21 protein-coding genes are annotated in these 26,125 nt (G+C 66.0%); 16 read left to right on the top strand and 5 right to left on the bottom strand.

Annotated elements, in window-relative coordinates; all coding sequences use genetic code 11:
* Positions 1 to 8: 8 nt before the first annotated feature.
* Positions 9 to 1,346 (top strand): PEP-CTERM-box response regulator transcription factor, encoded by a 1,338-nt coding sequence (gene prsR / locus C995_RS0102410; RefSeq protein ID WP_018863416.1) that lies wholly within the window; start codon positions 9 to 11, stop codon positions 1,344 to 1,346.
* Between the two features lie 5 nt (positions 1,347 to 1,351).
* Positions 1,352 to 4,159, top strand: coding sequence for an XrtA/PEP-CTERM system TPR-repeat protein PrsT (gene prsT / locus C995_RS0102405; RefSeq protein ID WP_156015469.1), 2,808 nt, complete (start codon positions 1,352 to 1,354; stop codon positions 4,157 to 4,159).
* 82 nt (positions 4,160 to 4,241) lie between these two features.
* Here the strand turns inward: prsT and C995_RS0102400 are convergent, their stop codons facing one another.
* Positions 4,242 to 4,952, bottom strand: coding sequence for a class I SAM-dependent methyltransferase (locus tag C995_RS0102400; protein ID WP_018863414.1), 711 nt, complete (start codon positions 4,950 to 4,952; stop codon positions 4,242 to 4,244).
* Positions 4,953 to 5,177: 225 nt separating this feature from the next.
* Here C995_RS0102400 and pepA point away from each other — a divergent pair, with 225 nt between their 5' ends.
* Complete coding sequence (gene pepA, locus C995_RS0102395; RefSeq protein ID WP_018863413.1) at positions 5,178 to 6,011, top strand: flocculation-associated PEP-CTERM protein PepA; 834 nt, start codon at positions 5,178 to 5,180, stop codon at positions 6,009 to 6,011.
* Positions 6,012 to 6,136: 125 nt separating this feature from the next.
* Here pepA and C995_RS0102390 read toward each other — a convergent pair whose 3' ends face one another.
* Genes C995_RS0102390 through C995_RS0102375 form a run of 4 tightly spaced genes read right to left on the bottom strand, consistent with a single transcriptional unit; the run spans position 6,137 to position 9,230 of the window.
* Complete coding sequence (locus C995_RS0102390; RefSeq protein WP_018863412.1) at positions 6,137 to 7,012, bottom strand: ThiF family adenylyltransferase; 876 nt, start codon at positions 7,010 to 7,012, stop codon at positions 6,137 to 6,139.
* The gene (locus C995_RS0102385; protein ID WP_018863411.1) at positions 7,012 to 7,788 is read right to left on the bottom strand and encodes a PEP-CTERM/exosortase system-associated acyltransferase; all 777 of its coding nucleotides are present in this window, start codon (positions 7,786 to 7,788) and stop codon (positions 7,012 to 7,014) included. Before C995_RS0102385 ends, C995_RS0102390 begins: the two co-directional genes overlap by 1 nt.
* Positions 7,778 to 8,596: an acyl-homoserine-lactone synthase gene (locus C995_RS0102380; protein ID WP_026278895.1), complete on the bottom strand. Its 819-nt coding sequence runs from the start codon at positions 8,594 to 8,596 to the stop codon at positions 7,778 to 7,780. The genes C995_RS0102385 and C995_RS0102380 overlap by 11 nt, the downstream gene beginning before the upstream one ends.
* Before the next feature lie 37 nt (positions 8,597 to 8,633).
* Complete coding sequence (locus C995_RS0102375; RefSeq protein ID WP_018863409.1) at positions 8,634 to 9,230, bottom strand: PilZ domain-containing protein; 597 nt, start codon at positions 9,228 to 9,230, stop codon at positions 8,634 to 8,636.
* Positions 9,231 to 9,582: 352 nt separating this feature from the next.
* Between C995_RS0102375 and C995_RS0102370 the strand changes: the two genes are divergently transcribed.
* The 13 genes from C995_RS0102370 to C995_RS0102310 all read left to right on the top strand — a co-directional run bounded on the left by C995_RS0102370 (position 9,583) and on the right by C995_RS0102310 (position 26,123).
* Positions 9,583 to 11,136: an XrtA system polysaccharide chain length determinant gene (locus tag C995_RS0102370; protein WP_018863408.1), complete on the top strand. Its 1,554-nt coding sequence runs from the start codon at positions 9,583 to 9,585 to the stop codon at positions 11,134 to 11,136.
* A 108-nt stretch (positions 11,137 to 11,244) separates the two neighbouring features.
* Positions 11,245 to 12,132, top strand: a complete 888-nt coding sequence (locus C995_RS0102365; RefSeq protein WP_018863407.1) for an XrtA-associated tyrosine autokinase — start codon at positions 11,245 to 11,247, stop codon at positions 12,130 to 12,132.
* Positions 12,133 to 12,194: 62 nt separating this feature from the next.
* A complete protein-coding gene (locus tag C995_RS0102360; protein ID WP_018863406.1) occupies positions 12,195 to 13,670 on the top strand; it encodes a TIGR03016 family PEP-CTERM system-associated outer membrane protein in 1,476 nt (491 codons plus the stop codon).
* Between the two features lie 2 nt (positions 13,671 to 13,672).
* Entirely contained in the window at positions 13,673 to 14,734 is a 1,062-nt protein-coding gene (locus C995_RS0102355) for an XrtA/PEP-CTERM system-associated ATPase (protein WP_018863405.1), read from the top strand.
* 17 nt (positions 14,735 to 14,751) lie between these two features.
* On the top strand, positions 14,752 to 15,669 hold the full coding sequence (locus C995_RS0102350) for an XrtA system polysaccharide deacetylase (RefSeq protein ID WP_018863404.1): 918 nt from the start codon (positions 14,752 to 14,754) through the stop codon (positions 15,667 to 15,669).
* A complete protein-coding gene (locus tag C995_RS0102345; protein WP_026278894.1) occupies positions 15,653 to 16,723 on the top strand; it encodes a FemAB family XrtA/PEP-CTERM system-associated protein in 1,071 nt (356 codons plus the stop codon). Before C995_RS0102350 ends, C995_RS0102345 begins: the two co-directional genes overlap by 17 nt.
* Before the next feature lie 54 nt (positions 16,724 to 16,777).
* Positions 16,778 to 18,019, top strand: coding sequence for a TIGR03087 family PEP-CTERM/XrtA system glycosyltransferase (locus C995_RS0102340; RefSeq protein WP_018863402.1), 1,242 nt, complete (start codon positions 16,778 to 16,780; stop codon positions 18,017 to 18,019).
* Positions 18,016 to 19,560 (top strand): exosortase A, encoded by a 1,545-nt coding sequence (xrtA, locus tag C995_RS0102335; RefSeq protein WP_018863401.1) that lies wholly within the window; start codon positions 18,016 to 18,018, stop codon positions 19,558 to 19,560. Before C995_RS0102340 ends, xrtA begins: the two co-directional genes overlap by 4 nt.
* On the top strand, positions 19,557 to 20,795 hold the full coding sequence (locus tag C995_RS0102330) for a TIGR03088 family PEP-CTERM/XrtA system glycosyltransferase (protein ID WP_018863400.1): 1,239 nt from the start codon (positions 19,557 to 19,559) through the stop codon (positions 20,793 to 20,795). The genes xrtA and C995_RS0102330 overlap by 4 nt, the downstream gene beginning before the upstream one ends.
* Position 20,796: 1 nt before the next feature.
* On the top strand, positions 20,797 to 22,734 hold the full coding sequence (locus tag C995_RS0102325) for an XrtA/PEP-CTERM system amidotransferase (RefSeq protein ID WP_026278893.1): 1,938 nt from the start codon (positions 20,797 to 20,799) through the stop codon (positions 22,732 to 22,734).
* Positions 22,735 to 22,736: 2 nt separating this feature from the next.
* Positions 22,737 to 23,684: a methyltransferase domain-containing protein gene (locus C995_RS0102320; protein ID WP_018863398.1), complete on the top strand. Its 948-nt coding sequence runs from the start codon at positions 22,737 to 22,739 to the stop codon at positions 23,682 to 23,684.
* Complete coding sequence (locus tag C995_RS0102315) at positions 23,681 to 24,898, top strand: TIGR04063 family PEP-CTERM/XrtA system glycosyltransferase (RefSeq protein WP_018863397.1); 1,218 nt, start codon at positions 23,681 to 23,683, stop codon at positions 24,896 to 24,898. Before C995_RS0102320 ends, C995_RS0102315 begins: the two co-directional genes overlap by 4 nt.
* The gene (locus C995_RS0102310; RefSeq protein WP_018863396.1) at positions 24,888 to 26,123 is read left to right on the top strand and encodes a glycosyltransferase; all 1,236 of its coding nucleotides are present in this window, start codon (positions 24,888 to 24,890) and stop codon (positions 26,121 to 26,123) included. Before C995_RS0102315 ends, C995_RS0102310 begins: the two co-directional genes overlap by 11 nt.
* Positions 26,124 to 26,125: the final 2 nt, after the last annotated feature.

Here is a 26,125-nt window from a genome sequence, read left to right as displayed (position 1 = left end):
AGGGTTTTATGTTGAAGCTTCTCATCATTGAAGACGACCAGGGTCTGCGAAACCAGCTGAGCTGGTGCTTCGAGGGGTACGAGACCCTGCTGGCGGAAGACCGTGGAAGCGCCATGACCAAGGTGCGGCGCCATCAGCCGGAGCTGGTGACGCTGGACCTGGGCTTGCCACCGGACCCGGCCAATGCCTCCGAGGGTCTGGCGCTGCTGCAGGAGATCCTGGCGCAGGACCCGCAGACCAAGGTGATCGTGGTCACCGGAAACGACGATCGCGAGAACGCGCTCAAGGCCGTGGCCATGGGCGCATGTGACTACTACATCAAGCCGGTCGAATCCGATCTCCTGCGGACGATCGTGGATCGCGCCGCTCACCTGTACGCGCTCGAAGCCGAGAACCGTCAGCTGGCACGCCGGCCGGGGGCCGCCCTGAACGGGGTCGTCACCGGAGATCCGGGCATGCTGGACGTATGCCGGGTCGTGGAGCGAGTCGCACCCTCGGACGCCACGGTGCTGCTGCTGGGAGAGAGCGGGACGGGGAAGGAGATCCTGGCCCGCGCGGTGCACGATCTGAGCGACCGGGCAAACGAGCGTTTCGTGGCGATCAACTGCGCGGCGATCCCCGAGAACCTGCTCGAAAGCGAGCTGTTCGGATACGAAAAAGGCGCCTTTACCGGGGCATCGCGCCAGACCATCGGCAAGATCGAGCACGCCAACAACGGCACCCTGTTCCTGGACGAGATTGGCGACTTGCCGCACAGCCTGCAGGCCAAGCTATTGCGCTTTCTGCAGGAACGAAAGATCGAGCGCCTCGGTGGCCGCGCCGAGATCCCGGTCAATGTGCGCATCATCGGGGCCACGAACCAGGACCTGAAGGCGCTGATTCAACAGGGCGATTTTCGCGAAGACCTGTATTACCGCATCAGCGAGATCTCGGTATCCATCCCTCCCCTGCGCGAGCGCAAGGGGGATGCGAGCCTGCTGGCCCACTATCTGCTCGACCGCTTTGCCCACGATCAGCGGCGGCCGCGCCGCGGTTTCACCCTGGATGCCACCAACGCGATCGAGAGTTACGACTGGCCGGGCAACGTGCGCGAGATGGAAAACCTGATCCGTCGCGCCGTGATCATGGCCGACGGCCAGCTGATAACCGCTAAGGACCTGGGCCTGGAACCCCCGCATGGCGAGACCCCGGCGGTGCGGCTACGCGACATCCGGGACAGCGCGGAACACGAGGCCATCCTGAAAGCCCTGGCCCGCAGTAGAAACAACATTGCACAGGCCGCGGATCAACTCGGCATCACGCGACCAACGCTCTACAGCCTGCTCGACAAATTCGGCCTGAGGTAATCCCCATGAAAATTCCCCGTCCCGTAAACCATTCGGTGGCCACGTCCCGCCGGGTCCTTCCACGCCTCGCCCCGCTGGCGATGGCTCTGGCCCTTGTCGGCTGCGACGCCCTGGGCACCCCCACCGAGGCGGAGTACCGGGAACGTGCCGAGCGCCACATGGAGGCGGGCGAATACGCCGCGGCCACCATCGAATACCGCAACGCGCTGCAGCAAAACGCGGACCCCGAGGTACGCGGCCGCCTGGGCCTCGCCTATCTGCGCGATCAGCAGCCGGAGCCGGCCGTGCGCCACCTGCAACGGGCCCTGGAAATGGGGGCGGACCCGAACGCATATGCCCTGCCGCTGGCGCGCCTCCTGTTCATCCTGGGCGGTAGCGGCGCAATCGCCGAGATCCCCGAGGCCGATGCTCTGGAGGGCGAGGATGCGGCACGCCTGCGGGCTTACCGGGCGCTGGCGGCATTCCAGGCGGGTGAAAGCGACGCCGGCTCGGAATATCTGGCGGCCGCAGCGGAAACGCATGACGACCTCGCAGAGATCCACCTGGCGCGCGCCTACGAGGCCATGTCCGACGGGGACGCCGAGCAGGCGATGAAGATGACCGACAGGGCCCTGGAAAGCGACCCCGAGTTCTCCCCCGCCTGGTCTCTCAAGGGGGATCTGGTACGGATGCAGGGTGACCCCGAGGGCGCGCTGGAAGCCTTTGGCCGCGCCATCGAACTGCGCCCGGACGCGGTCGCCGAGCGCCTGAAGCGCGGGTTGATGCACGTCGAGCTGGGACAGTTCGACGAGGCCCGGGAGGATGGCGAGTTTCTGCAGCAGGGCGCCCCGGATCACCCCGGTGGCCACTTCCTGCTGGGCCTGGTCAAGTTCGAGAGCGGCGAACCCCTGCAGGCGCAACCACACCTGGAGGAAGCACTGGCGGTGTCACGCAACTATCGCCTTGCGATGCCCTATCTGGCGGCCATCCACCTGGAGGAAGGCAACTGGTCTCGGGCCGAGCGTCTGCTCGAGCGTCACCGCGCGCTGGGCCCGCAGAGCGCCATGAGCTATCGGCTGCTGGCTCAGTTGCGCATCGAACAGGGCCGGCCACAGGAGGCGCGGCGAATCCTGGCCGACGCGCTGAGCGAACGACCCGACCTGGTCGAGGCCCTGGGGGATCAGCTCGCCGCGCTCTATATCGGCGAGGGCGATACCGAAAGCGGCATCGAGGTCCTGCGCGAGTCCCTGGCCAACCGCGCGGATCGGCCGGAACTGCAGGAAATGCTGGGAATCGCTCTGGTACGGCACGGGGATCACGAACAGGGGATGGCCCTGCTGCAACAGGTTGCTGTCGAAAGCACCGACGTGCGTCTGGCCGACTACTCGCTTGCGCTGGCGCATATCCGTGACGGCCAGTACGACGAGGCCCTGGAGGCCACCCAGCGCCTGCGCGAGAAGGATCCGGAAAACCCGCAGGGTTACAACCTGATGGGTGCAGCCCTCCTGGGCCTGGGCGAGACCCACGAGGCACGCCTGATCTACCAGGAGGGCCTGTCGCTCCACCCGGACAACAGCACCCTGGCACTGAACCTGAGTTCGCTCGAAGTGCGCCAGGGCAACCTGGATACAGCCCGCGAGATCCTCGAGGACCTGCAGGAACGCAGCCCCGGCCACCCCACCTCGGCGATTCGGCTGGCCACGCTGCACTTTCAGCAGGGCGAGATGGAGGCCGGCACGCGCTGGCTGCAGGGTGCGATCGATGAACACCCGGACCGGATCGAGCCCCACCTGATGCTGGCGCGCGCCCAGACGCAGCAGGACGATCACACTGCTGCCCGGTCCACTCTGGAGGACGCGCGCGAGCATCACCCCAACGACACACGGGTGCTCGGTCTGCTGGTCGACCTGCAGGAGCACCAGCAGGACTTCGAGGGCGCAGCGCAGACCCTTGCGCACCTGGCGGTACTGCGACCCGAGGCCGCCGAGCTGCGTTTCCGCCAGGCACGCAATCTCGCCGCCCTGGGTGAAACCGAGCAGGCGGTCGCGGCCCTGCGCGAGACACTGTCGATCGACTCCGGCCATATGAGTGCGCGCATGGTGCTGACCCGGCACCTGAGCCTGGCGGGCGAGGTGGACGAGGCGCGACAGGTCTTTGAGCCCCTCGCGGAGCGGGCCCCGGAGGCCACGCAGGTGATCGCACAGCAGGCCTGGTTCGACGCCGAAGACGGCCAGCTCGAACAGGCGATCGATGGCTACGAGCGCGCGCTCGAGCGCGAGTCCCGACGCGACTGGCTGGTGGAGAAATACCAGGTGCAACAACGTGCCGGGCAGACCGAGGCGGCGATCCGGACGTTGCAGGCCTGGTTGCAGGACCACCCGGACGATAGCGCCACACGGCACGTACTCGGTTCAGCGCAGATCAACGCGGGGCAGGAGACCGAGGCACTGGAGACCTACGAAACCCTGCTGGAAGACCGGCCCAACGATGTCGTTGCCCTGAACAACGCGGCGTGGCTGGCACGCGAGGCGGACAATCCCCGCGCCCGCGAGTACGCCGAGCGGGCCGTCGATCTGGCGCCGGACCAGCCTGCGATTCTCGACACCCTGGGCGTGGTCCTGCTGGAGGGAGGCGATACCGAAAGCGCCCTGGAGACTTTGCAGCGTGCATACCGGATGAGCCCGCAGGCCCCCGATATCGGGTTTCATCTGGCGCAGGCCTACCAGGCCAGTGGCGATACCGAACAGGCGCGCGCGCTGCTGACAGAACTGCTGGAGGCACACGAGGACTTTCCGGAACGCGAGCGGGCCCAGTCGCTCCACGAATCCCTCTGACGCTGCGTTATACACCTCCGACCTGACCTGGCCGACAGCCAACCTGCGGCCAGGTCGGGCCGGGTCAGCCCAGGCCGCCCGTTCACCCGGACGACGATGAGGCCGCCTCCACAGGGCCTTGGGAGGCCTCCGGCCTTTGCAGCAGGAGGTTGTAGCAATTGCCCGAGATCGAGGAATCCACTACCAGGAATCCCGCCTGAGTAAACCGGCCCAGGATGTCCCGGGCCTCGTACGGTGTATGCAGGATGCCCTTGCGCATCCCCCAGCGGTTGATCCGCTCGGCGATGGCCTTGAGCGGCTGCGGCGTGCGCGGATACAGCAATACGTTCGCGGCCAGGGTACCCCCGGGCTTGAGCACCCGAAACGCCTCGTGGATGGCACCGTCCACATCCGGAAAGCAGTGCACCGAGTTGGCGATGTTGGCCGTATCGAACTCGCCATCAGCGAACGGCAACTCCGCGGCGTCGGCATGTTTGACAGTCACGCTCTGGTCCTTTGCGAAGCGATGGCGGGCCCCGGCCAGCATGGACTCGGCGTAATCCACACCGACCACCTCGCTCTCCGGCAGCTTGCGCCGGCGACGCCACTTGATCGTCATCTCCAGCAGCGTCCCCGTGCCGCAGCCGATCTCCAGGTGCCGGGCCCCCATGTTGCGGCCAAAAAACCGGATCTGCGCGCCCAGGGTGCTGTTGTAGGCAAAGGTGAGGATGAAAAACCCCCGCGCGTCGTACCACCACGGTGGCGACTTGTAGGCCTCGGCGATCTCGTCGCGGGTCTTGGCACGTTTGGACATGAGACGTCTCCTCAAATCAGGGGCCGTTTTTCCCGGCGTCCGATTTTTTTACATCGCTCCCGGCGCGGGGCAATCAAAAAAACAAAAACCGCCCTATCTACAGACACTTGCCGCCCATGGCACGCAGCCTGCTTTACTTCTCGTGCAGGAAAGGACGACCAGCAAGTGAAGTGGAAGCAACCGTTATTCAAATCAAATTGATGCTAACTGGTGGAGGATTTCAACATGGAAAGGTTCAAGCAAACAGCGCTGGGTGCGGTACTGGCAGTTGCCAGTCTCGGGCTTGCGGGCACCGCACACGCCGGCGTCTTTACTATCGATGACTCGCAGCTCGAGCTGTCTACGATTGCGGTAGGCGAGCAGCAGGTCGACCGTATTACCGGCGGGTACGAAGAGCTGCTGACCCTCGATGCCGACGGCTCGTTCGACGCGTCGGCCTACTGGAACGTGGGTCAGTACTTCCTCGGAGGCACGTCGGTAAGCAACAGACTGGGCTCCAGCGGGGACGATGCCGATCTGTTCTACGGCCTCTACGCGGTATTCGAGTCCTCGGGGACCTACGATGCGGACGCGGGCCAGTTCACCGGCACGAGCGGCTCGATCGCGCTCTATCTGGACCCGAATCTGGATACCACCTTCGGGTTCAACACGGGCGATGCGGCCGATGGTGTCGCCCTGGGCGGCACGGACGACGACATCCTCGTCGGCTGGTCCGACATGTTCGACCGCGGCGATGGTCGCTTCGAACCGGGTGCGGACGACATCGGCAGCTTTGCGCTGCTGTTCAACGAATGGATGCTCACGGACGAAGGCCGGCAGTTCTTTACCGATCCGGATCCGTTCTACATGAACGTCCGCGTGACGGGTCAGTTCGACTTCATCGAGGGATTCGAGGAAGTCGACGAGCGCACCACCTTTGAGGTCGTCGGCTCGGCCGACTCTCGGTGGTCCGAAGCAGAAGTACCCGAACCCGCGATGCTGCTTCTGCTGGGAACTGGACTGGTGATGCTCGGCTTTATCGCCATGCGCCGCCGCCGCGAGACCGGTCTCGACGCCTAGCAGCCCTTGTGGTTGGGCCTTCTGCTCCCCCCTGGGCGGAAGACCTGTCCCGGCCCCTCGTCTTCGGACGAGGGGTTTTTTTGTCCGGGCGCATACTGCAACGAAAACGACTGGATAAAGGCTTTCTAGACCTGCGCCCGAAGGCGCGCCATCCGGCGGCGGCCGATCGCCAGGAGCAGGCGTTGCAGGGGGTTGCGATTGCCGCCGGGGCGCCAGGTGCGGACGAGACGCTGGCGGTAGGCATCGAAGTGGACTCCGTGCGGGGCCCAGACGACACGCCCGCGCCCCAGCAGGATCTTCAGGGCCTCGGTGCCCATGACCCCGGCACACAGCTCGCAGGCCATCACCGTGGACGGACCATGCTGGGCCGCCAGGTCGACGGCCTCGGGGTCTGCGAGGTATCCCATCTGCATCATCGAGGGGGCCAGGCCCATCATGAACCGCAGCGCGAGTTCCTCGTCGGGCAGCCCGTCCCGCAGGTCGAAGTAGCCATCGAACGACAGCCCGCCCGGGCTGAAATTGAGCAAGGCCGCCCCCATCCCGAGCGGGGCCACGGTAATCGCCGGAATCCCGCGCTCCGCACACGCGGCAAAGACCTCGCGGCGCACCTGAAACACGAAGAAGTCGAGCCCGTCGACATAGAGATCCACGCCTTGCAGAAAGACATCGAGATTCTGCTGATACACGCCCTCCGGGAATGTGGTGATCTCCAGTTCCGGATTGATGTCCAGGGCCATCTCGCGCAGGACCTCGACCTTGGGCCTGCCCAGACGGGACATGCCCGCCCCTGCCTGGCGGTTCATGTTGTGCAGCTCGAAGCAATCGAAATCCGCGATATGAAAGCGCCCGACCCCGAGACGGGCGAGCGTCAGCAGGTGGCTCCCACCAACGCCGCCAAGACCGGCGATCGCCACGCGCGCGCCGCGCAGGCGTTCCATCTCCGGCCAGGTCATCCAGCCGTGGGTGCGCCGGAACGCCGCGTGATAGTCGAACTCAGGCATCAGACCGCGCGGGCAACAGCGTCCCAGAGCGAGTCGGAGGGGTGAGAGTCGGAGAGATTGCTATAGGAGTGCGCATACAACTGGCTCAGCGATGGTGAACGGTGAATCCCGGCCAGAGCCGTAAGCAGACTGATATGAAACGGCGCGCGCCGGCCATGATAATTCTGCAGCGTGCCGATCTGCTTCACCTTCAGGCCATGGCGACGCAGGATGCGCGCCAGCGACGGTTCCATCATCGCAAAGGCATGCGACCGGCCCTGGATCTCCATCATCGCCACCGCGCTCATGAACAGGCTCAACGCCAGCAAGGGGAAGGTGCGCGCCTGCTCCAGCGGTACATTCAGCAGGTGGAGGTCCCCGAAGGGGGTTACCGACTCGCCCAGGCGCCGACGGAACAGCCCATTGACCGCCAGCCGGGAAACCTCGCAGATCTGGTCTCGCTCGATTCGGTCCGGACGATAGTCCGTCTCGTAGAAACAGTTCTCGCAGTGGCGTTCCATCGGTAGTTCGTGGATCTTCTGGCGGCCATCGACATGCACCACTCGTACACAGCCCGCACTGGTGCCGCTAACCACATGCTGCAGCAGGCAGTGAGTGGCCTGCGCGTCATACTCGTCGACCTCGCGCTCGCCAAGGCAGCTGTCCCCGGATTCATACTTGAACTCGCGGCAGTAGACCTCATAGCGTAGCCGATAAACGGCCTCCATCTGCTCTTCATTTGGCCTGATCAGGTCAAAGTAGCGGCAGAAGGCGGAGATGAGCGGGTCATCCTGCACAGGGCACTTCCAAAGCCCCCGGGGCCTGATACGAACGCCTGCGCCAGCAAGGCTTGTAGCCGAGTTTCGTGCGGTAAGGAAAGGGCGGATTCCCGGCAAACTCCACGTAGGGGGCACGAACGGGCGTCTCGCCCAGCCCCAGGCGACGGCGCCAGGCGGACAGGGCCGCGCCCGATTCGGCGGTGGGCGCCCGAAACGGCAGCCTCAACCCCCGATGCTCGCAGGCCTCCCCACACAACTCGATGGGGATGTGGTGGCGCTGAAGCAGGCGCGCAAGCGCCGGCCGAATCATGAACAGCAGGAACTCATAGCCATGATTCTGGGCGTAGGCCTGGGCAGCCTGACAAAGGTGATACAGCAGGCGCGGCGAGCCACGCTCCGGGGCGCCGCGGGCAATCAGACGGGAGACCTCCAGCACTCGCGGCGGCTCGTCCCGCGCCTTGGCAAAGGCACCCGGAAACAACTGCCCGGTGGCGATCGTGGGGAGGGGTGTCCGATCCGGACGGATCAGACGCATGGCGCCCACCCATCGCCCTCCGGCGTAAAGCCCTCCCAGACGCACCAGAAAATGAGCGGCGTGCTCGTCATAGAGATCGCGTTCAAAGCCTTCCGGGTAATGCTCGGCTGCTTCGAAGCCGGTTTCCAGGCAGTACACCGCATAGCGCATGCGATAGTGAATGTGACGCGCCCGCGCGCCCGTGGCGAGGTAAACCTGATAGGACGGGAGAGCCGCGCCCGGGGCACAGTGATCCGGTCCTGGGTATCCAGGCTCAACGTCAGCATGCGTAGACAAGAGTTCGTCCTCCATTGCACGTTTCAGAAAGGGGTTCGGCCGGGGCACCGTTTCAGGCCGTTGTGTTGATGCGTTGCCCCGAGGGATTGCGCCTCAGAAAACGAAGACCCAGGCCCACCCGGCGATCGGATACCACAACGGAATCGAAGGTCCCGGCGGTCGGAAGAACCAGTTGCAAGGTGGTCTCGGGGGGCAGATACGGGTGCTGCCCGATCAGCGCAATCCGCGCGCCACCTCTCGACAGGTCGATCAGGCGGCACTTGCGCCACTCATCCCGTATGCCGATCTCGGTCAGCAGGTTGACTGCGTACCGCGGCCAGCAACGCTGGTCGGGCCTGCCAGAGGACTTCTGCCCGCCGTATCGCCAGGCAAAGGCGGCAGACCAGTGCCGCGGGTCCGGCGAACAGGCATAGAGGTCCGCCTGGTGAGGGTCCGTGATCGGGGGTTCCCCCAGTCGTTCAATGACAGCCGCAACCAGCTGACCGGCCCACCTCTCGTATTCCTGGTCACTCACACTAAACCGGTGCAGCTGACGGTAGATGTCGCTCATCAAGTCGAGCCGTTCGCTCCAGCTCCGCCGGAGCATGGCGGGATGCCAGAACTCCGCCAGGTTTTGCGCGAGGCTCTTCTGGCCCAGATCGTCGTGCATTTGAGAATCCCTCCCAACCAGCCGATCCGCCCCCCGGCCGGTTTTCGAGCCTAATCGAACAAACCCCAGCAAACTGTGTACCAGTTAACGTAAACCCCTGATCCGTTATAAGGCTGCGAAAATTTATTAGAAAAATAAGTAACGAAATCTTTCGAGGTGTAAACATTCTCGACATAGGTAGACACGGCGAAACAAACCATCTTCAATAGCCCTAGGCATCTCCCGGGAGGGGCCCAGGCAAGCCATCAGATGGCTTTCCGGGGATCCCTTTTCCCGGTCAATTATTACTCCGTTTGAAAACCCAGCAGGTGCCAATTGAGCGTCAATGGGTGCAACAGGGGGACCGCAAGGCATGGAAAAGATTGTTCAGGATTTTGTTCAGCGGGCGCGGGCCACCTGGCGCCGGCGCTGGTGGATTCTGCCGGTCGCCTGGATTGTGTTCCTGGGCGGATGGGCCTACATCCAGAGCCTGCCGGATACGTATCAGGCCAATGCCCAGGTCTTCGTGAACACCCAGTCCGTTCTGAACCCCCTGCTTCGCGGGATGACGGTTCGTCCGGACACAGAAGAGCGATTGCGGATGGTCACCCGCACCCTGCTCAGCCGCGACAACCTGGAAACCATCGCCCGGCAAAGCGATCTGGACGTGTACATGGGGGGGTCCGACCTCGACACGCAGGTCAACCTGCTGCGCAGCCGGTTGTCTCTGGACAGCGAGCGTCGCGAGAACATCTACACCGTGCAGTTTCGACACAGCAATCCCGAGATCGCCGAGCGCGTGGTCCGCGAGACGGTAAACCTGTTCATGGAGCGCGGACTGGGCGACTCGCGCCTGGATCTGAGCGTCTCGCAGCGATTCATCGAGCGTCAGATCGAGACCTACGAACGTCAGCTGCAAAGCAAGGAAGCCGAGATCGAGGATTTCAAGCGGCAAAATGCACGCTTCATCAGTGGTGACGGCAACTTCTACTCGCGCCTGGAACGCGCCCGCGAACAGGTGGCCCAGACAGAACTGCAGCTGCGCGAGGCCCACAGCCGTCTGGCCACCCTGCAGCGCCACGCCGAGGAAAGCCGAACGGGCGGAGGCACGGTGAGGGCGCAGTACCGCAACCCGGAGCTGGACCGGCGGATTAACGACCTGCAGGAAAACATCGATTCCATGCGGCATCGATACACCGACGATCACCCGGATGTGGTCGCCGCACGGCGCATCCTGTCCGAACTGGAGGAACGCCGTTCGCGCGAGGCCGCCGACTATGCGCGCAATCCGTCGATCGTACCCATCGCCGGCGGGGGCAGCGACACCTTGCAGGCCGCGATCACCGACACCGAGAGCGAGATCGCGATGCTGGAGACCCGCATAGAGGAATTCAAGGCGCGGGTCGCCCGGCTGGAACAGGATGTCGACCGGGCCCCGGCGGTAGAGTCGGAACTGACCGCCCTGACGCGCAACTACGATGTGCTGCGCGATTCCTATCGCCAGCTCCAGAACCGGCGCGAGCAGGCGATCATGTCAGGGGCAGTGGAATCGGAAACCGACTCGGTCGACTTCCGCGTCCTGGAGCCGCCGCGCCGCCCGACCGCGCCCTCGGCACCCGATCGCCCGCTTATGACCACCGGCATCCTGCTGGTCGGACTGGGAGCGGGTACGGGCTTCGCCTTCCTGCTTTCGCAGCTGCGGCGGACGATCAGCAATCGACGGCAACTCGCGGAGATCGCCGGACGCCCTGTGCTGGGCACGATATCGGCTGTACACACCCCTCTGACACGGCGCCGCCGCCGGCTGGAGCTGTCGGCCTTCGCGATCGCCCTGGCGACACTGCTGCTGGTGTATGCCGTGGTGATGACCCTTTATCTCACGGGGTCCGCCGGTGTTCTCGATGACCTGTTGAGCCTGCTGCGATGAGCGACTACGGCACCAGCCCGACGTCGCGCGTCGGGGAAGCGGGATGCATTTGTTCCATGGAGGCGCGGGTCCTGCGGACCGGCGCACGGCAAGGGGAGCCAGACGCACATGAGCATCATTGAAAAAGCCCTCGACAAGAACCGGTCGGCACCCTTGCGGCCCCCGCCCGCCGGAGCCCAGTCCGGGCATCCGGGCCAGGAGACGGCGGGCACGGCCTCGCCGGTGTCCGCACAACACGACCATCCACTGGCGGCTCGGATCGATTTCGCACGCTTGCGACGGCAGGGGCTGATCGTGCCGGGCGACCAGCGGTCCAGCCTGGCCGAAGAGATTCGGATGATGAAGCGGCCGCTCTTGAACAACGCCTTCGGGCACCACTCGGAGATGAGGATTTCGCGTGGTCGCCTGATTATGTTGACCAGCGCATTGCCACGCGAAGGCAAGACCTTTCTGGCCACCAACCTGGCACTCAGCATGGCAATGGAGATCGATCGCACGGTATTGCTGGTGGACGCCGACGTCGCCCATCCCACGATCCCCAGGGTCCTGGGATTCGAGGCCGAGCGCGGCTTGATGGACGTCCTCACGGACCCGAGCCTGACCATCCCCGATGTCCTGCTGCGGACCAACATCGAGAACCTCAGCGTGCTGCCCGCCGGACGCCCGCATGGGCGCTCCACCGAAGTCCTGGCCAGTGACGGGATGCGGGCCCTGCTCGACGAGCTCCACGATCGGTATCAGGACCGCATCATCCTGTTCGATTCCCCACCACTGCTGGCCACCAGCGAGCCGGGCGTCCTGGCCGCCGGAATGGGGCAGGTCGTGATGGTGGTTGACGCCGAGCGCACCCCGGCCACCTCGGTCGAGAATGCGATGGGGCAGCTTGCCGGCTGCGAGGTGGTCCTGACTGCACTCAACCGCGCGCCCGCCGCATCGGGCCTGGGCTATGGAGGTGGCTATTACCACGAACGGCCATACGGGGGAGACGAGCAATGAGCGCCATCCAGGGACGGACACAATCAGCGTACTCAAAGCCGGTCCTGCCGCGGCACGGTCGAATGGCATGGATTCTGGCCGCACTGAGCGGTGGCTCGTTGGCGCTGCCGACCGCGGGCCTGGCCACCGACTGGGACTTCACGCCACGGGTCACCGTGGGTGCAGAGGTAACCGATAACGTCCGCCTGTCCCCACGGGGACAGGAGGATGCGGACCTGATCGGGCATGCACGCCCGGGGTTCACCCTGCGCCGGGACGGTGCGCGCAATGACACCCGGGTGGATTATCAGCTCAATCATCGCAGACATCTGTCGGAGTCGAGCGAGGACCGCTCCACTCACATGCTGCGCGCCCGCAACCAGACAGAGGTCATCGAAGACACGTTCTTTGTCGACGTGACCGCGTCGCGCCGGGAGCAGGCCACCTCGCTGCTGGACCCGGTCGGCATTGGCGGCAGCACGCCACGCCGCAATATCGAGGAGACCTCGTACTACAGCATATCGCCGAACCTGCAGAACGAGTTTGGCACCTTTGCCCGCCAGGACATCCGCTACACCTACGACGAGCGGCGCTACCACCGCAGCAACCGGGCCAACAGCACGGGCAACCGGGCGGAGTACACCCTGGACAGCGGTCCGGCCTTTGATCGCGTGTTCTGGCAGCTGGCGGGCTTTTACGACCGACTGAAATATGAAGACGGGCTGGAGGGCGAGTTCAGCGAGATCAGCGCGACCCTCGGCTACAACGTCGGCCGCACCGTGCGCGTGTTCGGGGTCGTGGGCGAGGAATTCAACGACTACGAGACCCTGCGCGACGACGATGACGGCAGCTTCTGGGAGGTTGGCGTCGGCTGGACCCCGACACCGGTGACCTCCGTCGAGGCGCGTTATGGCGAGCGCTTCTTCGGCACAACACGAGCCCTCAGCGCGACGCACCGCAGCCGCCGCGCCAGCTACAGCGTGAGCTACTCCGAGGGCATCACCTCGACCCGTGATCGGCGCGAATTCGTGTTCTTTGACCTGACCCAACTGGCCGAACTGGAGGGCATGACGAGCGACGAGATCTTCGACGAGTACACCTTCGAAGAGCTCCAGTTACTGTTCACGAGTGCATTGGTCACGCAAGAAGCGCTGATCGAGGGCTTCTATCTGACCCGCAGTGCCCGTGCGAACTGGCGCTATGACACCGGGCGCAGCGTATTCGGGCTGACCGGCTACCAGACCCGGCGCGAGGCGGAATTCGAGACTGGTGCGGGGCTGTTCGAGGACGACCACCGGCGCACCGGCGTGATCGCGTTCTGGGAGCTGACGCTGGGGCCGCGCACCACCACCACGCTGAGATCCGGGCTCTCGCGCACGGAGTTTCTCGGCAGCGACCGCGAAGACGACTTCTTCTACTTCCGCGCCAGCCTGAACCGTCAGTTCGCCCCGGACCTGCGGGGCAGCCTGGCGTATCGCTATCAGCAGCGGGATTCGAACACCCGGGTCAACGAGTATCGAGAGAACTCGATTCTCGCGCTGATCACCAAGGAGTTCTGAGCATGTACGAGAACTTCTACGGGCTGCAGGGCAAGCCATTCGCCCTGAGCCCGGATCCGAAATTCTTCTACGCCAGCAAGGGCCACCGGCGCGCCATGGCCTACCTCGAATATGGCGTGCAGCAGGAAGAGGGCTTCATCGTCATCACCGGCGAGGTCGGGGCCGGCAAGACGACCCTGGTACGCAGTCTGTTCGAGACGCTCGGCACCAAACCAGTACGTGCGGCACAGCTGGTCAGTACCCAGCTCGATGCCGAGAACCTGCTGCGCTCGGTGTGCCTGGCCTTCGGTGTGCAGGGGACCGGCAATGACAAGGCCAGTCAGCTGCGTCATATGGAGCGTTTCCTGCTGGACACCCGTTCACGCGGACAGCGAGCCCTGCTGGTGGTGGACGAGGCACAGAACCTGGGCATGGATGCGGTGGAAGAGCTGCGCATGCTGTCCAACTTTCAGGGCATTGACGGGCCGTTGCTGCAGAGCTTCCTGCTGGGGCAGCCCGAATTTCGCGACATCCTGCGCAGCGAAAACATGCAGCAGCTGCGCCAGCGGGTGATCGCCACCTATCACCTCGGCCCGATGGACGAGGGCGATACCCAGGCCTACGTCGAACACCGCCTGTCGCGCGTCGGCTGGGAGGGAACGCCACACTTTGCCACCGATATCTGGCCCGTAATCCACGAGTTCACCGGCGGCATCCCGCGCAAGGTCAACACCCTGTGCGACCGCCTGCTGCTGATGGGGTATCTCGAGGAGCGCTATGACCTCGACGCCGACGAGGCGCGCCGGGTGATGGACGAGATCGAGGAGGACTTCGGCGCACAGCAGGAGGCACCCGCACCGCAACCCAACGGCGTCGTCAATGGCGTGTTCGATCCCGAACGCGCCGTTGCCAACGAGCTGACCCTGGTCCGTCTGGAAGACAGCTACGAGGCGATGGAAAAACGCCTGGACAGGATCGAACACGCCCTGGCGATCAACTACCGGCAGTCGCAGCGCATCCTCGACGCCCTGGACTCGCTGAACAAGATTTCGGGCTTCGACCACAAGGAGTTCGCCAGGCACTAGCGCCCGGGAAAATCACCATGCGATCCGAACCACCCACCCTGTCCAACGCCCTGACCGTCGATGTCGAAGACTACTTCCAGGTCTCGGCCCTGGCGCCGCACATCCCGAGGCACTGCTGGGAGAGCCAGGAGTGCCGCGTGGAATACAACCTCGAACGCATCCTCGCACTGTTCGATCACCACCAGGTACGCGCGACCTTCTTCACCCTCGGCTGGATTGCCGAGCGCTACCCGCAGGCGATTCGCCGCATCGTCGACGCCGGGCACGAAATGGCCAGCCACGGGTACGGGCACCAGCGGGTCACCGAGCTGGGGCCGCAGGCGTTTCGCGCGGACATCATCCGCGCCAAGTCGATCCTGGAGGACATCGCCGGGGTCCCGGTACGCGGCTACCGCGCCCCCAGCTTTTCGATCGGCGAGGACAACCTGTGGGCGCTCGACGTACTGGCCGAGACCGGCCACACCTACAGCTCGAGCATCTACCCGGTACAGCACGACCACTACGGGACACCGACCGCACCGCGCCACCCCCATCGGCCACGCGGACCCGGCGGGGTACTGGAACTGCCCCCGGCCACCCTGCGCGTCGCCGGGCGCAATCTGCCGGCCGCCGGTGGCGGCTACTTTCGGTTGTTGCCGTATGCCTTTTCCCGTCAGGCACTGCGGAGGATCAACACTCGGGACGGGCTGTCCGGGGTGTTCTATTTCCACCCCTGGGAGATCGATCCGGGCCAACCGCGCATCCCCGGGGTAAGCGCCAGAACGCGGTTTCGCCATTACCTGAACCTGGGACGTACCGAAGGCCGGCTGCAGCGGCTGCTGCAGGATTTCCGCTGGGGCCGCATGGACGAGGTCTTTGGCCACCTCCTCGCGAGCCCGGCGCGGTCGCCGGTGTCGCCCTCAACGACAGCACCAGGCCATGCTCAAGTCCACTGACCAACGGCCCACGGCGGCGCACGCAACCGCATTGCGGGTCCAGGAACTCGGCCCTGCCGATGTCGCGCGCTGGGATGCCTTCGTCGAGGCCTGCCCGGTGGCGACGTTCTTCCACCGGGCAGGCTGGCAGACGGTGATCGAGCGGGCCTTCGGGCACTCGACGCATTTCCTGTTTGCCGAGGGGCCGAACGGGATCGAGGGGGTCCTGCCCCTGGCGCGCGTGCGCAGCGTCCTATTCGGCCATTCCCTGGTCTCGCTGCCGTTCTGCGTGTACGGCGGCATCGCCGCACGCACCGAAGAGGCCTTCGTAGCCCTCGACAACCGGGCCCGGGAGCTGGCGCGGCAATACAGGGTGGACTATCTCGAGTACCGCCACATGGCGCCCTATCACCCGGGGCGGCCCACCAAGCACCTGTATGTGACCTTCCGCAAGGCGATGGCGAAGGAGGTCGAAGAGAACCTGCAGGCGATCCCGCGCAAGCAGCGGCGCATGGTGCGCAAGGGCATCCAGGCCGGCCTGGTCAGCGAGATCGACCGCGACACCGATCGGTTCTACCCCATCTATGCGGCCAACGTGCACCGCATGGGGACGCCCGTGTTCAGCCGGCGCTACTTCCGCCTCCTGCGCACCGTGTTCGGCAACGACTGCCGGATCCTGACGGTCACCGACGCGGGGACGCCCGTGGCCAGCGTGCTCACCTTCTATTTCCGCGATCAGGTCCTGCCCTACTACGGCGGCGGTACACCGCGGGCCCGCGAGGTGGCCGGGTATGACTTCATGTACTGGGAGGTGATGCGGCGCGCCTGCGAGGCGGGCCTGCGCACCTTCGACTTTGGCCGCAGCAAGCGCGATACCGGGTCGTTCAGCTTCAAGAAGAACTGGGGGTTCGAACCGCAGCCCCTGTACTACGAGTACGACCTGGTCCGTGCCCGGCACATGCCCGATATCAACCCGCTCAATCCTCGGTACCGCTATTTCATCCACGCGTGGCAACGACTGCCGTTGTCGGTGGCCAACCGGGTGGGACCCTGGCTGTCCCGCAGCCTAGGTTAGGGGACGGGGTGTTCGGATGCCTGGATTTCGACCGTAGCAGCGGGTGGACATGAAATGGACGCCATTCTTTATCTGACCCATCGAATCCCGTGGCCGCCCAACAAGGGCGACAAGATTCGGTCGCACCATATCCTGCGCTATCTGGCACAGCGTTACCGGGTTCACCTGGGCACCTTTATCGATGACCCGGACGACGCGGTCTATGTAGAAGAGCTGGAACGCTGCTGCGAGAGCGTCTGCGTGCGCCCGCTCTCGCCGGGACGTGCAAAATGGCGGGCCCTGCGCGGCCTGCTGACACAGGAACCGCTGACTCTGCCCTGGTACCGCGATGCGGCGCTGCAACGCTGGGTGGATCAGGTACTGGAACAGCAGGACATCACGCGCGCGCTGGTCTTCTCCTCGGCGATGGCGCAATACCTCCCACACCGGGCCAATCTGCCCCGAGTGGTGGATTTCGTCGATGTCGACTCCGACAAGTGGACGCAATACGCCGCCAGCAAGGCCTGGCCGATGAGCGCGATCTACCGCCGCGAAGGACGCCAGCTGTTGCGCTATGAACGGCAGGTCGCGGCGCGCAGCGAGGCCAGCCTGTTCGTGTCACCGGACGAGGCCACCGCGTTTCGGGCCCTGGCGCCGGAAAGCGCCGATCGGGTGCACGCACTGAATAACGGCGTGGATGCGGCGTACTTCGATCCGCAAAAACTCCCGAAGAAAGGCCCTTACCCGGATCACGTCCGGCCAATCGTGTTCAGCGGCGCCATGGACTACTGGCCGAACGTGGAGGCGGTGGTCTGGTTCGCGGAGTCCGTCCTGCCCCGGATCCGACGCGAATGTCCGGATGTGCGCTTCTATATTGTCGGTTGCCGACCCTCGCCGGAAGTCCGTGAACTGGAGCGGCAGCCCGGCGTCGAGGTCGTCGGGCCAGTGGAAGACATGCGCCCCTGGGTCGGGTCGGCCGCGGTATCGGTGGCGCCCCTGCGGATCGCGCGCGGAGTCCAGAACAAGGTGCTCGAGGCCATGGCGCTCGCGCGCCCCGTCGTGGCCTCCCCGCAGGCGCTCGAGGGGATCACCGCAGCGCGCAATGACGAGGTGATCGAGGCCGAGACCGACCCCGAGGTGTTCGCCCGCGCGGTCCTTCGGTGCCTGGAACAACCCGAACCCGAGATGGCGGCCAGCGCCCGCCGGCGCATCACCACGGACTACGACTGGGGCCGCAATCTCGCCCGCCTGCACGACTATCTCGAGAGCGGACTGGCGCCCGAGGGCGAGGCAATCGCATCCCGGGGGGATGCATGAACACGCCGGCCACCGTGATGTCCCAGCCGCAGGTGCAGCGGTGGTGGGCACCCGTGCTGGCACTGGCCGCTCTGTTGGCCATTGTGCTGATCGTGTTCGCGCCCACCTTCCTCTCGATGGTGGATACCTGGGCACGTTCGGACACCTTCGCGCACGGGTTCCTGATCGTGCCGATCGTCCTGTTTCTGGTCTATCTCAAGCGTGCCGAGCTGGCGGCCGTATCGCCTCGACCCACCCCCCTGGCGTTGGCTCCCATCCTGCTGCTGGGGCTTGCCTGGGTCATGGGGGAGCTGGTGGATGTCACCTCGGTGCGCCAGTTCGCCGCGACCCTGATGATCCCCTTCCTGGTGTGGCTGGTGATGGGTACCGCGGTGGTGCGCGTGCTGCAGCTTCCACTGGCCTACCTGCTGTTTGCCGTCCCGTTTGGCGAGTTCCTCGTACCGCCGTTGATGGACTTCACCGCGAATTTCACCGTCGCGGCGGTACAGCTGTCCGGGGTTCCGATCTATCGCGAGGGCTTGTACTTCGAGCTGCCCACCGGACGCTGGTCCGTGGTCGAGGCCTGCAGCGGCGTGCGCTATCTGATTGCGTCCGTCGCCCTGGGGACGCTGTACGCCTATCTGATGTATCGCAGCCTCTGGCGACGCCTGGCCTTTGTCGGTGTCGCGATCATCGTGCCGATCATCGCCAATGGCCTGCGCGCCTACATGATCGTGATGGTGGGTCATCTGAGCGGCATGGAGTATGCCGTGGGTGTTGATCACCTGATCTACGGGTGGGTCTTCTTTGGGGTCGTGATCTTCCTGATGTTCTGGATCGGTGCCTTCTGGCGCGAGGATGGCGCGGCATCGAAACCCGTGCGCCGTGCCCCGGCGCAGGCCCCGCAGACGGGGGCCGCGAGCTTTGCTCATATGGCAGTCATCGCCGCACTGGTGGTCACCCTGGGGCCGGTATATGCCCACTGGACGCATACTCGGGATCTCGGTGCGGTGCAGGGACTCGGAACCGGGCCGGTCGTGCCTTCCGGCTGGACAGCCGTGCCCGCTCGGGAACGGCCCGCCTGGCAACCCGGCTACCAGTTCATGCGCGCCGAGCGCGGCGGCTGGGTCGTGAACGAGGGACAGGCGAAGGTCGGCATGCACCTGGGCTTCTACCGCGAACAGGCACGCCACGGAAACATGCTTGGCTGGCACAACACGCTGGCAGGCCGGGAACGGGCGGAATGGAGTCAGGCCCGCCGCGGCCATGCCGAGGTGGCGGGCTATCCAGATCCGCGACGGGTCCTGCTGCGCGGCCGCCAGCAGCAACTAGTGGCGTGGCAGTGGTACTGGGCAAATGGGCGGCTCACCACCCGGCCCTTCGAGGTCAAGGCCCGCGAGGCCACGAGCCGACTACTGGGCGGGCGCGACGATGCGGCACTGATCGTGATCTATGCCGAGTACCGCGATGACCCGCAGGAGGCCGAGGACGCGATGCGGGCCTATGTGGAGGACGCCATGCCGCAGCTGCTCGAACGCCTGCAGGACGTGAACCAGCGATGAACGCCCGCGCAGCTTATCGACCGGAGACCGTCGACCTGCGGCCCTGCGTGGCCCACGTCATCCACCGCCTGGACGTCGGCGGCATGGAGAACGGGCTGGTCAATCTGCTCAACCATATGCCCGCCGAGCGCTACCGGCACGCGATCATCTGCATGACGGACTACACGCGGTTCAGCGAACGCCTGCAAAGGGACGATGTCGGCCTGCATGCCCTGCAAAAGCGCGAAGGCAAGGATCTCGGCGTGCACCGGCGCCTGTGGCGGCTGTTGCGCGAACTGCGCCCCGCGATCGTCCACACCCGCAATCTCGCGACGCTGGAGGCGCAGATTACCGCCACCCTCGCCGGCGTGCGTACCCGGGTACATGGCGAGCATGGCTGGGATGTCGCGGATCTGGATGGCTCCCGCGACAAGCATCGTTACATGCGGCGGCTGGTGCGCCCCCTGGTCGGCCGCTATATCGCCTTGTCGCAACACCAGGTGGACTATCTGCAACAGAGGGTTGGCGTCGGCCCCGAGCGGTTGACGCACATCTGTAACGGGGTGGACACCCGGCACTTCCACCCGCGCGAAGGCGTCCGCACTGGGCCCTGGCCCTCGGACTTTGCCGGGCCGGAGGACATCGTGATCGGGAGCGTGATGCGGATGCAGGCGGTGAAGGCACCGCTGGATCTCGTGGAGGCGTTCATTGCCCTGCGCGAACGCGCTCCGGTTCCCTTCCACCGCCTTCGCCTGGTGATCGTGGGTGACGGACCCTTGAGGGAACACGCCGTGGAGCGTCTGAAAGCCGCCGGGGTGGCGGCACAAACATGGCTGCCCGGCGCCCGCGAGGACATCGCGGGCTGCCTGCGCGCCATGGACCTCTTTGTCCTCCCGTCACTCGCCGAAGGCATCTGCAACACCATTCTCGAGGCCATGGCCTCCGGACTGCCCGTGATCGCCACCGAGGTCGGCGGCAATCCGGACCTTGTAGCCCCGGGGCAAACCGGGACCCTCGTGCCAGCCGGAGCGCCCGACGCCCTCGCCGGGGCCATCGGCGACTGTCTCGCCAATCCTGATGCCCGCAAGCGCATGGGACAGGCTGCCCGCGCCCGGGCCGAGGCGGAGTTCAGCATGGACGCCATGGTGGAGGGCTACCTTGGGGTTTACGACACCCTGCTGGACAAGGCCAACGCCCGGCCCTCCTCGATGCGGGCGAGGCACCGCCGGCGGCAACACGGGACGACGGGACACTGACATGTGCGGTATCGCTGGAATTTTCGACATGCACGGACGGCGGCCGATTGATCGCGCCTGTCTGGAAGGCATGAACGCAACCCAGTTCCACCGGGGCCCGGACGAAGGCGGCATCCACCTGGAACCGGGAATCGGGCTGGCACACCGGCGCCTGTCCATCATTGATCTCGCCAGTGGACAGCAGCCGCTGTTCAACGAGGACGGAGGTGTTGTCGTCACCTACAACGGCGAGATCTACAACTTCCCGGAGCTGACCCGCGAACTCCAGCGGGCAGGCCATCGCTTTCGCACCCACTGCGATACGGAAGTCATCGTGCATGCCTGGGAGGAATGGGGCGAGGACTGCGTCCAGCGCTTTCGCGGGATGTTCGCCTTCGCCCTCTGGGATCGTCACACCCAGACCCTGTTTCTGGCCCGCGACCGCCTGGGCATCAAGCCGCTTTACTACAGCGTGCTGCCGGATGGTCAGCTGATCTTCGGCTCCGAACTCAAGGCCTTGCTGGCCCACCCAGGACAGCCCCGCGAGCTCGACCCCTGCGCGGTGGAGGAATACTTCGCCTTTGGCTATGTGCCCGAACCGCGCAGCATTCTGGCCGGCGTCCACAAGCTGCCACCGGCACATACGCTGACCGTGCGGCGCAACCAGCGCTCCGCTGCCATCCCGCGCGCGTACTGGGATGTCCCCTTTGCGACGACGGCACCCACCCCCATCGACATGCCCGAGGCCGCCGAGGAGCTGACCGAACGCCTGCGCGAGGCCGTACGCATCCGCATGGTCGCCGAGGTGCCGCTGGGCGCCTTCCTGTCGGGGGGCGTGGATTCCAGCGCCGTGGTGGCGATGATGGCCGGGCTCTCCACCGAGCCCGTGCGCACCTGCTCCATCGGCTTTGCCGACCCCGCATTTGACGAGTCGCACTATGCCCGGGAAGTCGCCGAGCGTTACGCGACGGACCATCACAACCGCGAGGTCGATCCCGATGACTTTGCCCTGCTGGAACGCCTGGGCGAGCTCTATGACGAGCCCTTTGCGGACAGCTCGGCCCTGCCGACCTATCGCGTCTGCGAGCAGGCCCGTCGCCAGGTCGTAGTCGCGCTGTCCGGTGACGGAGGCGACGAAAACCTGGCGGGCTACCGCCGTTATCGGCACCACCTGGCCGAGGAGCGCCTGCGCAACCCGCTGCCCCTGGGCCTGCGGCGGGTCCTGTTCGGCAGCCTGGCCCAGGTCTATCCCAAGGCGGACTGGGCGCCGCGCCCGCTGCGCGCCCGGGCGACCTTCCAGGCGCTGGCGCGGGATGCGGTCGAGGGCTACTTCCAGGGCGTGTCGGTGCTGCGCGACGAGCAGCGGGACACGCTGTTCTCGCCCGCATTCCGGCGCGAGCTGCAGGGCTACGGGGCGGTGGAGGTGCTGCGTGCCCATGCCGGGCGGGCCCCGACCGATGACCCCCTCTCGCTGGTGCAGTACCTGGATCTGAAGACCTACCTCCCCGGAGACATCCTGACCAAGGTCGACCGCGCCAGCATGGCGCACTCGCTGGAGGTCCGCGTGCCGCTGCTGGATCACCCGCTGGTGGAGTGGGCCTCCACACTCGCGCCGGAACTCAAGCTGCGCGACGGCGAAGGCAAGGCGGTCCTGAAAAAGGCAATGGAGCCCTACCTGCCCCACTCGATTCTCTACCGGCGCAAGCGGGGCTTCGCCGTGCCACTGGCCAACTGGTTCCGGGGGCCACTGCGCGAGGCGATGCACGAGCGAGTGCTGGGCGAGCAGATGCGTGATTCCGGACTGTTCGACGAGCGTGCCCTCAAGCGGCTGGTCGACGAACACGGCCGTGGCGCGCGCGACCACAGCGCGGCGCTGTGGTCGCTCGTGATGTTCCAGACCTTTCTGGACAAGGTGCAACCGACCAGCCCGCTCAGCGGCTGCGCCGTACCCGGGGCCTAGCCATGTACGGACGCCACCCCGTTGCCGATGCCACGCGTGCCACCCGCGCCATCCTCAGCAACCTCCTGGCCCGGGGGGCCCCGGGGCTCTATGTGCGCCTGACCCACGAGACCGGGCGTGGCCGCGGCGCGGAGACGGCGGAATCCGTGGCGCAGTACTTCACCACCTGTTTCTTCGACTACTTCGATCAGCTGGCGGTCCCGCCCGAGGCGATCGAGGACGCGCTTCGCGACAAGCACCTGCTGGAATACGGGCCCGGCGACGTGCCCGGCGTGGCCCTGCTGATGCTGGCCCATGGCGCGGCCCGAGTAACCTGTGTCGACCGCTTTGCGCTGTCGCAGCGCAGTCCCTTTCAGCTGGAGGTCCTGCAGTGCCTGCTGGACAACCTGGATCCCGAGGCCCATGCACGGGCGGCGGCGTGCTTCGTGCGCCCCGGGGACCCGGCCTCGGGGTTTCGCAGCGAGCGGCTGGAATACCGCGTGACCCGGGATGGGCTGGCGGGCCTGAACGCCGAGGTCGACCTGATCTATTCGCGCGCGGTGCTGGAACACGTCAACGACCTGGACGCGACCTTTCGTGACATGGCGACGGCCCTGAAACCGGGGGCACTGGCGGTACACCAGGTGGATCTCAAGAGCCACGGCCTGCACCGTGAAAACCCGCTCGATTTTCTCACCTGGCCGGACGCCCTGTGGCAGTGGATGTATGCCGGCAAGGGCGTACCGAACCGCTGGCGCCTGGACCGCTACCAGCAGGCAATCAAGAACGCAGGGCTGGTGATACGGCATATCGAATCCACGGCCGAGGCACTGGACGAGGATGTGGCCGCAGTGGCCCCTTATCTGGCCGCGCCGTTTCGCGGGCTCGACGCGGACACACTGCGCTGCCTGGGCTTCTGGCTCGTGGTGACCCGACCGGCGCCGGGCGGCGAAGCGAGGGCTGCGGCATGAAGATCCTCCATGTCCTCGACCACTCCATCCCGCTGCACAGCGGGTATACCTTTCGCACCGCGGCCATCCTGCGCGAACAGCGCCGCAGGGGCTGGCGGACCTTTCACCTGACCAGCCCCAAGCACATGGTGGCCCAGGCGGACGAGGAGACGATTGACGGCCTGCATTTCTATCGCACGGCCTACAACCCGAGCGCGATCCCGGGGGTCGAACAATGGGGGTTGATGCAGGCACTGACCCAGCGGCTGACCCGCGTCGCCTGCCAGGTCGCGCCCGACATCATCCATGCGCACTCGCCCGCGCTGAATGCCCTGCCGGCCCTGCGTGCCGGTCGCCGGCTGGGCATCCCGGTGGTCTACGAGGTACGGGCATTCTGGGAGGACGCCGCGGTCGACCATGGCACCGCCCGCGAACATGGCCTGCGCTACCGCCTGACGCGGGAGCTGGAGACCTATGCCCTGAAGCGCGTGGCACATGTCACGACCATCTGCGAGGGGCTGCGCCGCGACATCATCGCGCGCGGCATCCCGGCCGAGCAGGTCACCGTAATCCCCAATGCGGTGGACGCGGACGACTTCCACCTGGGCGGCCAGCCCGATCCCGCCCTGAAGGCCGAACTGGGTCTTGGTGATGCCCGTGTGCTCGGCTTTCTCGGATCCTTTTATGCCTACGAGGGGCTGGATACCCTGCTCGAGGCTTGTCCGCTTATCCAGGCCCGAGCGCCCGACGTGCGCATCCTGCTGGTCGGGGGCGGGCCGCAAGCCGAGCGCCTGAAGGCCCAGGCCGAACGCCTCGGTATCCAGGACCGCGTCATCTTCACCGGGCGCGTCCCGCACCACCAGGTGCAGCGCTACTACGACCTGGTCGACCTGCTCGTGTATCCGCGCCATTCGATGCGCCTGACCGATCTGGTCACACCGCTGAAACCACTGGAGGCAATGGCGCAGGGGCGCCTGCTGGTGGCATCGGACGTGGGCGGACACCGGGAACTGATCCGGGATGGCGAGACCGGCTGGCTGTTCCCGGCCGACAACCCCGAGGCCCTGGCCGCCCGGGTGCTGGAGACGCTCGAGCACCCGGAACACTGGCCACGGGTACGAGAGATGGGGCGGCGCTTCGTGGAGCAGGAGCGCACCTGGGCGGCGAGTGTCGCGCGCTACCAGTCGGTCTACGACGGGCTGCGGGCCCGGCCGGAGGTGCTGCGTGTCGGATGACGGGCGCCCACGTCTGGTGGTCTACACGCGCGTGTACCCGAACGCGGCGCAGCCCAATCTGGGACTGTTCGTGCGCGAGCGCATGCGCCGTGTCGCCGAGCATCTCGATCTGGTCGTCGTGGCCCCGGCGCCCTGGTTCCCGTTCCAGCACTGGCTGGGACGCCTGCGCCCGCACGCCCGACCGCCGCTGCCGGCCTTCGAGAGGCAGGGGTCGATTCGCGTCTACCACCCCCGTTTCCTGTGTATCCCGGGCCTGTTCAAGTGGACCGACGGCTTCTTTCAGGCGCTCGGCAGTCTGCGCCTGATGCGTCGGCTGCAGCGCGAGTTCGGCTTCGACGTGATCGATGCCCATTTCATTTACCCCGACGGGGTCGCCGCGCGCTGGCTGTCACGCTGGTTGCACCGCCCCTGCACCATCACCCTGCGCGGCAGCCTGAACCGTTTCCGCGACCGGCCGCTGCACCGGACGCAGATTCGCCGGGCGCTGGAGGATGCGGCGCGGGTGTTCTCGGTGGCCGGCGCGCTGAGGGACGAGGCGCTGGACTGGGGCATCGAGCCCGACCATGTGCAAGTCGTGGGGAACGGGGCCGATCTCGACCGCTTCAAGCCGGAGGACCGGGCCGAGGCCCGGCAGCGCCTGGGCCTGCCCGCCGAGGGGCGGTTCCTGATCTCCGTCGGGGGGCTGTCCGAGCGCAAGGGCTTTCACCGCGTGATCGCGACCCTGCCGGAACTACTGCAACAGCACCCGGATCTGCACCTGGTGATTGCCGGAGGCGGCACCCCCGAGGGGAACAACGAGGCCGAGCTGCGCCAGCAGGTCCAGTCACTGGGGCTGCAGGACCAGGTGTGGTTCCTCGGGCCCGTCCCGCCCGACGAGCTGCGGTTTGTGTACTCCGCGGGGGACTTGTTCGTGCTCGCCACGCGTTTTGAAGGCTGGGCGAATGTATTCCTGGAGGCCTCGGCCTGCGGGCTGCCCATCGTCACCACGGATGTGGGAGGCAACGCCGAGGTCGTCGCCTCGGAGCAGGTGGGGCTGATCGTCCCCTATGGGGATCATGACGCACTGCGCGCAACGATCCACGAGGCCCTGGGTCGCGAATGGGACCGCGCGGCGATCCTGGCCCATGCACGGGCGAATGACTGGCGGGTGCGGATTCCGGAACTGGTCGCGGCCTTCGAGACGATCGCCGGGCCCGTCGGACATCGCCTGCCACGGCGCGCCTGAAG

This window comes from Thioalkalivibrio sp. ARh3 (assembly GCF_000377265.1).
In the GTDB taxonomy this organism is placed as follows: Bacteria; Pseudomonadota; Gammaproteobacteria; order Ectothiorhodospirales; family Ectothiorhodospiraceae; genus Thioalkalivibrio; species Thioalkalivibrio thiocyanoxidans.
Note: the sequence above shows the minus strand (reverse complement) of the source record. Positions and strands in the feature narration are given on the sequence as shown.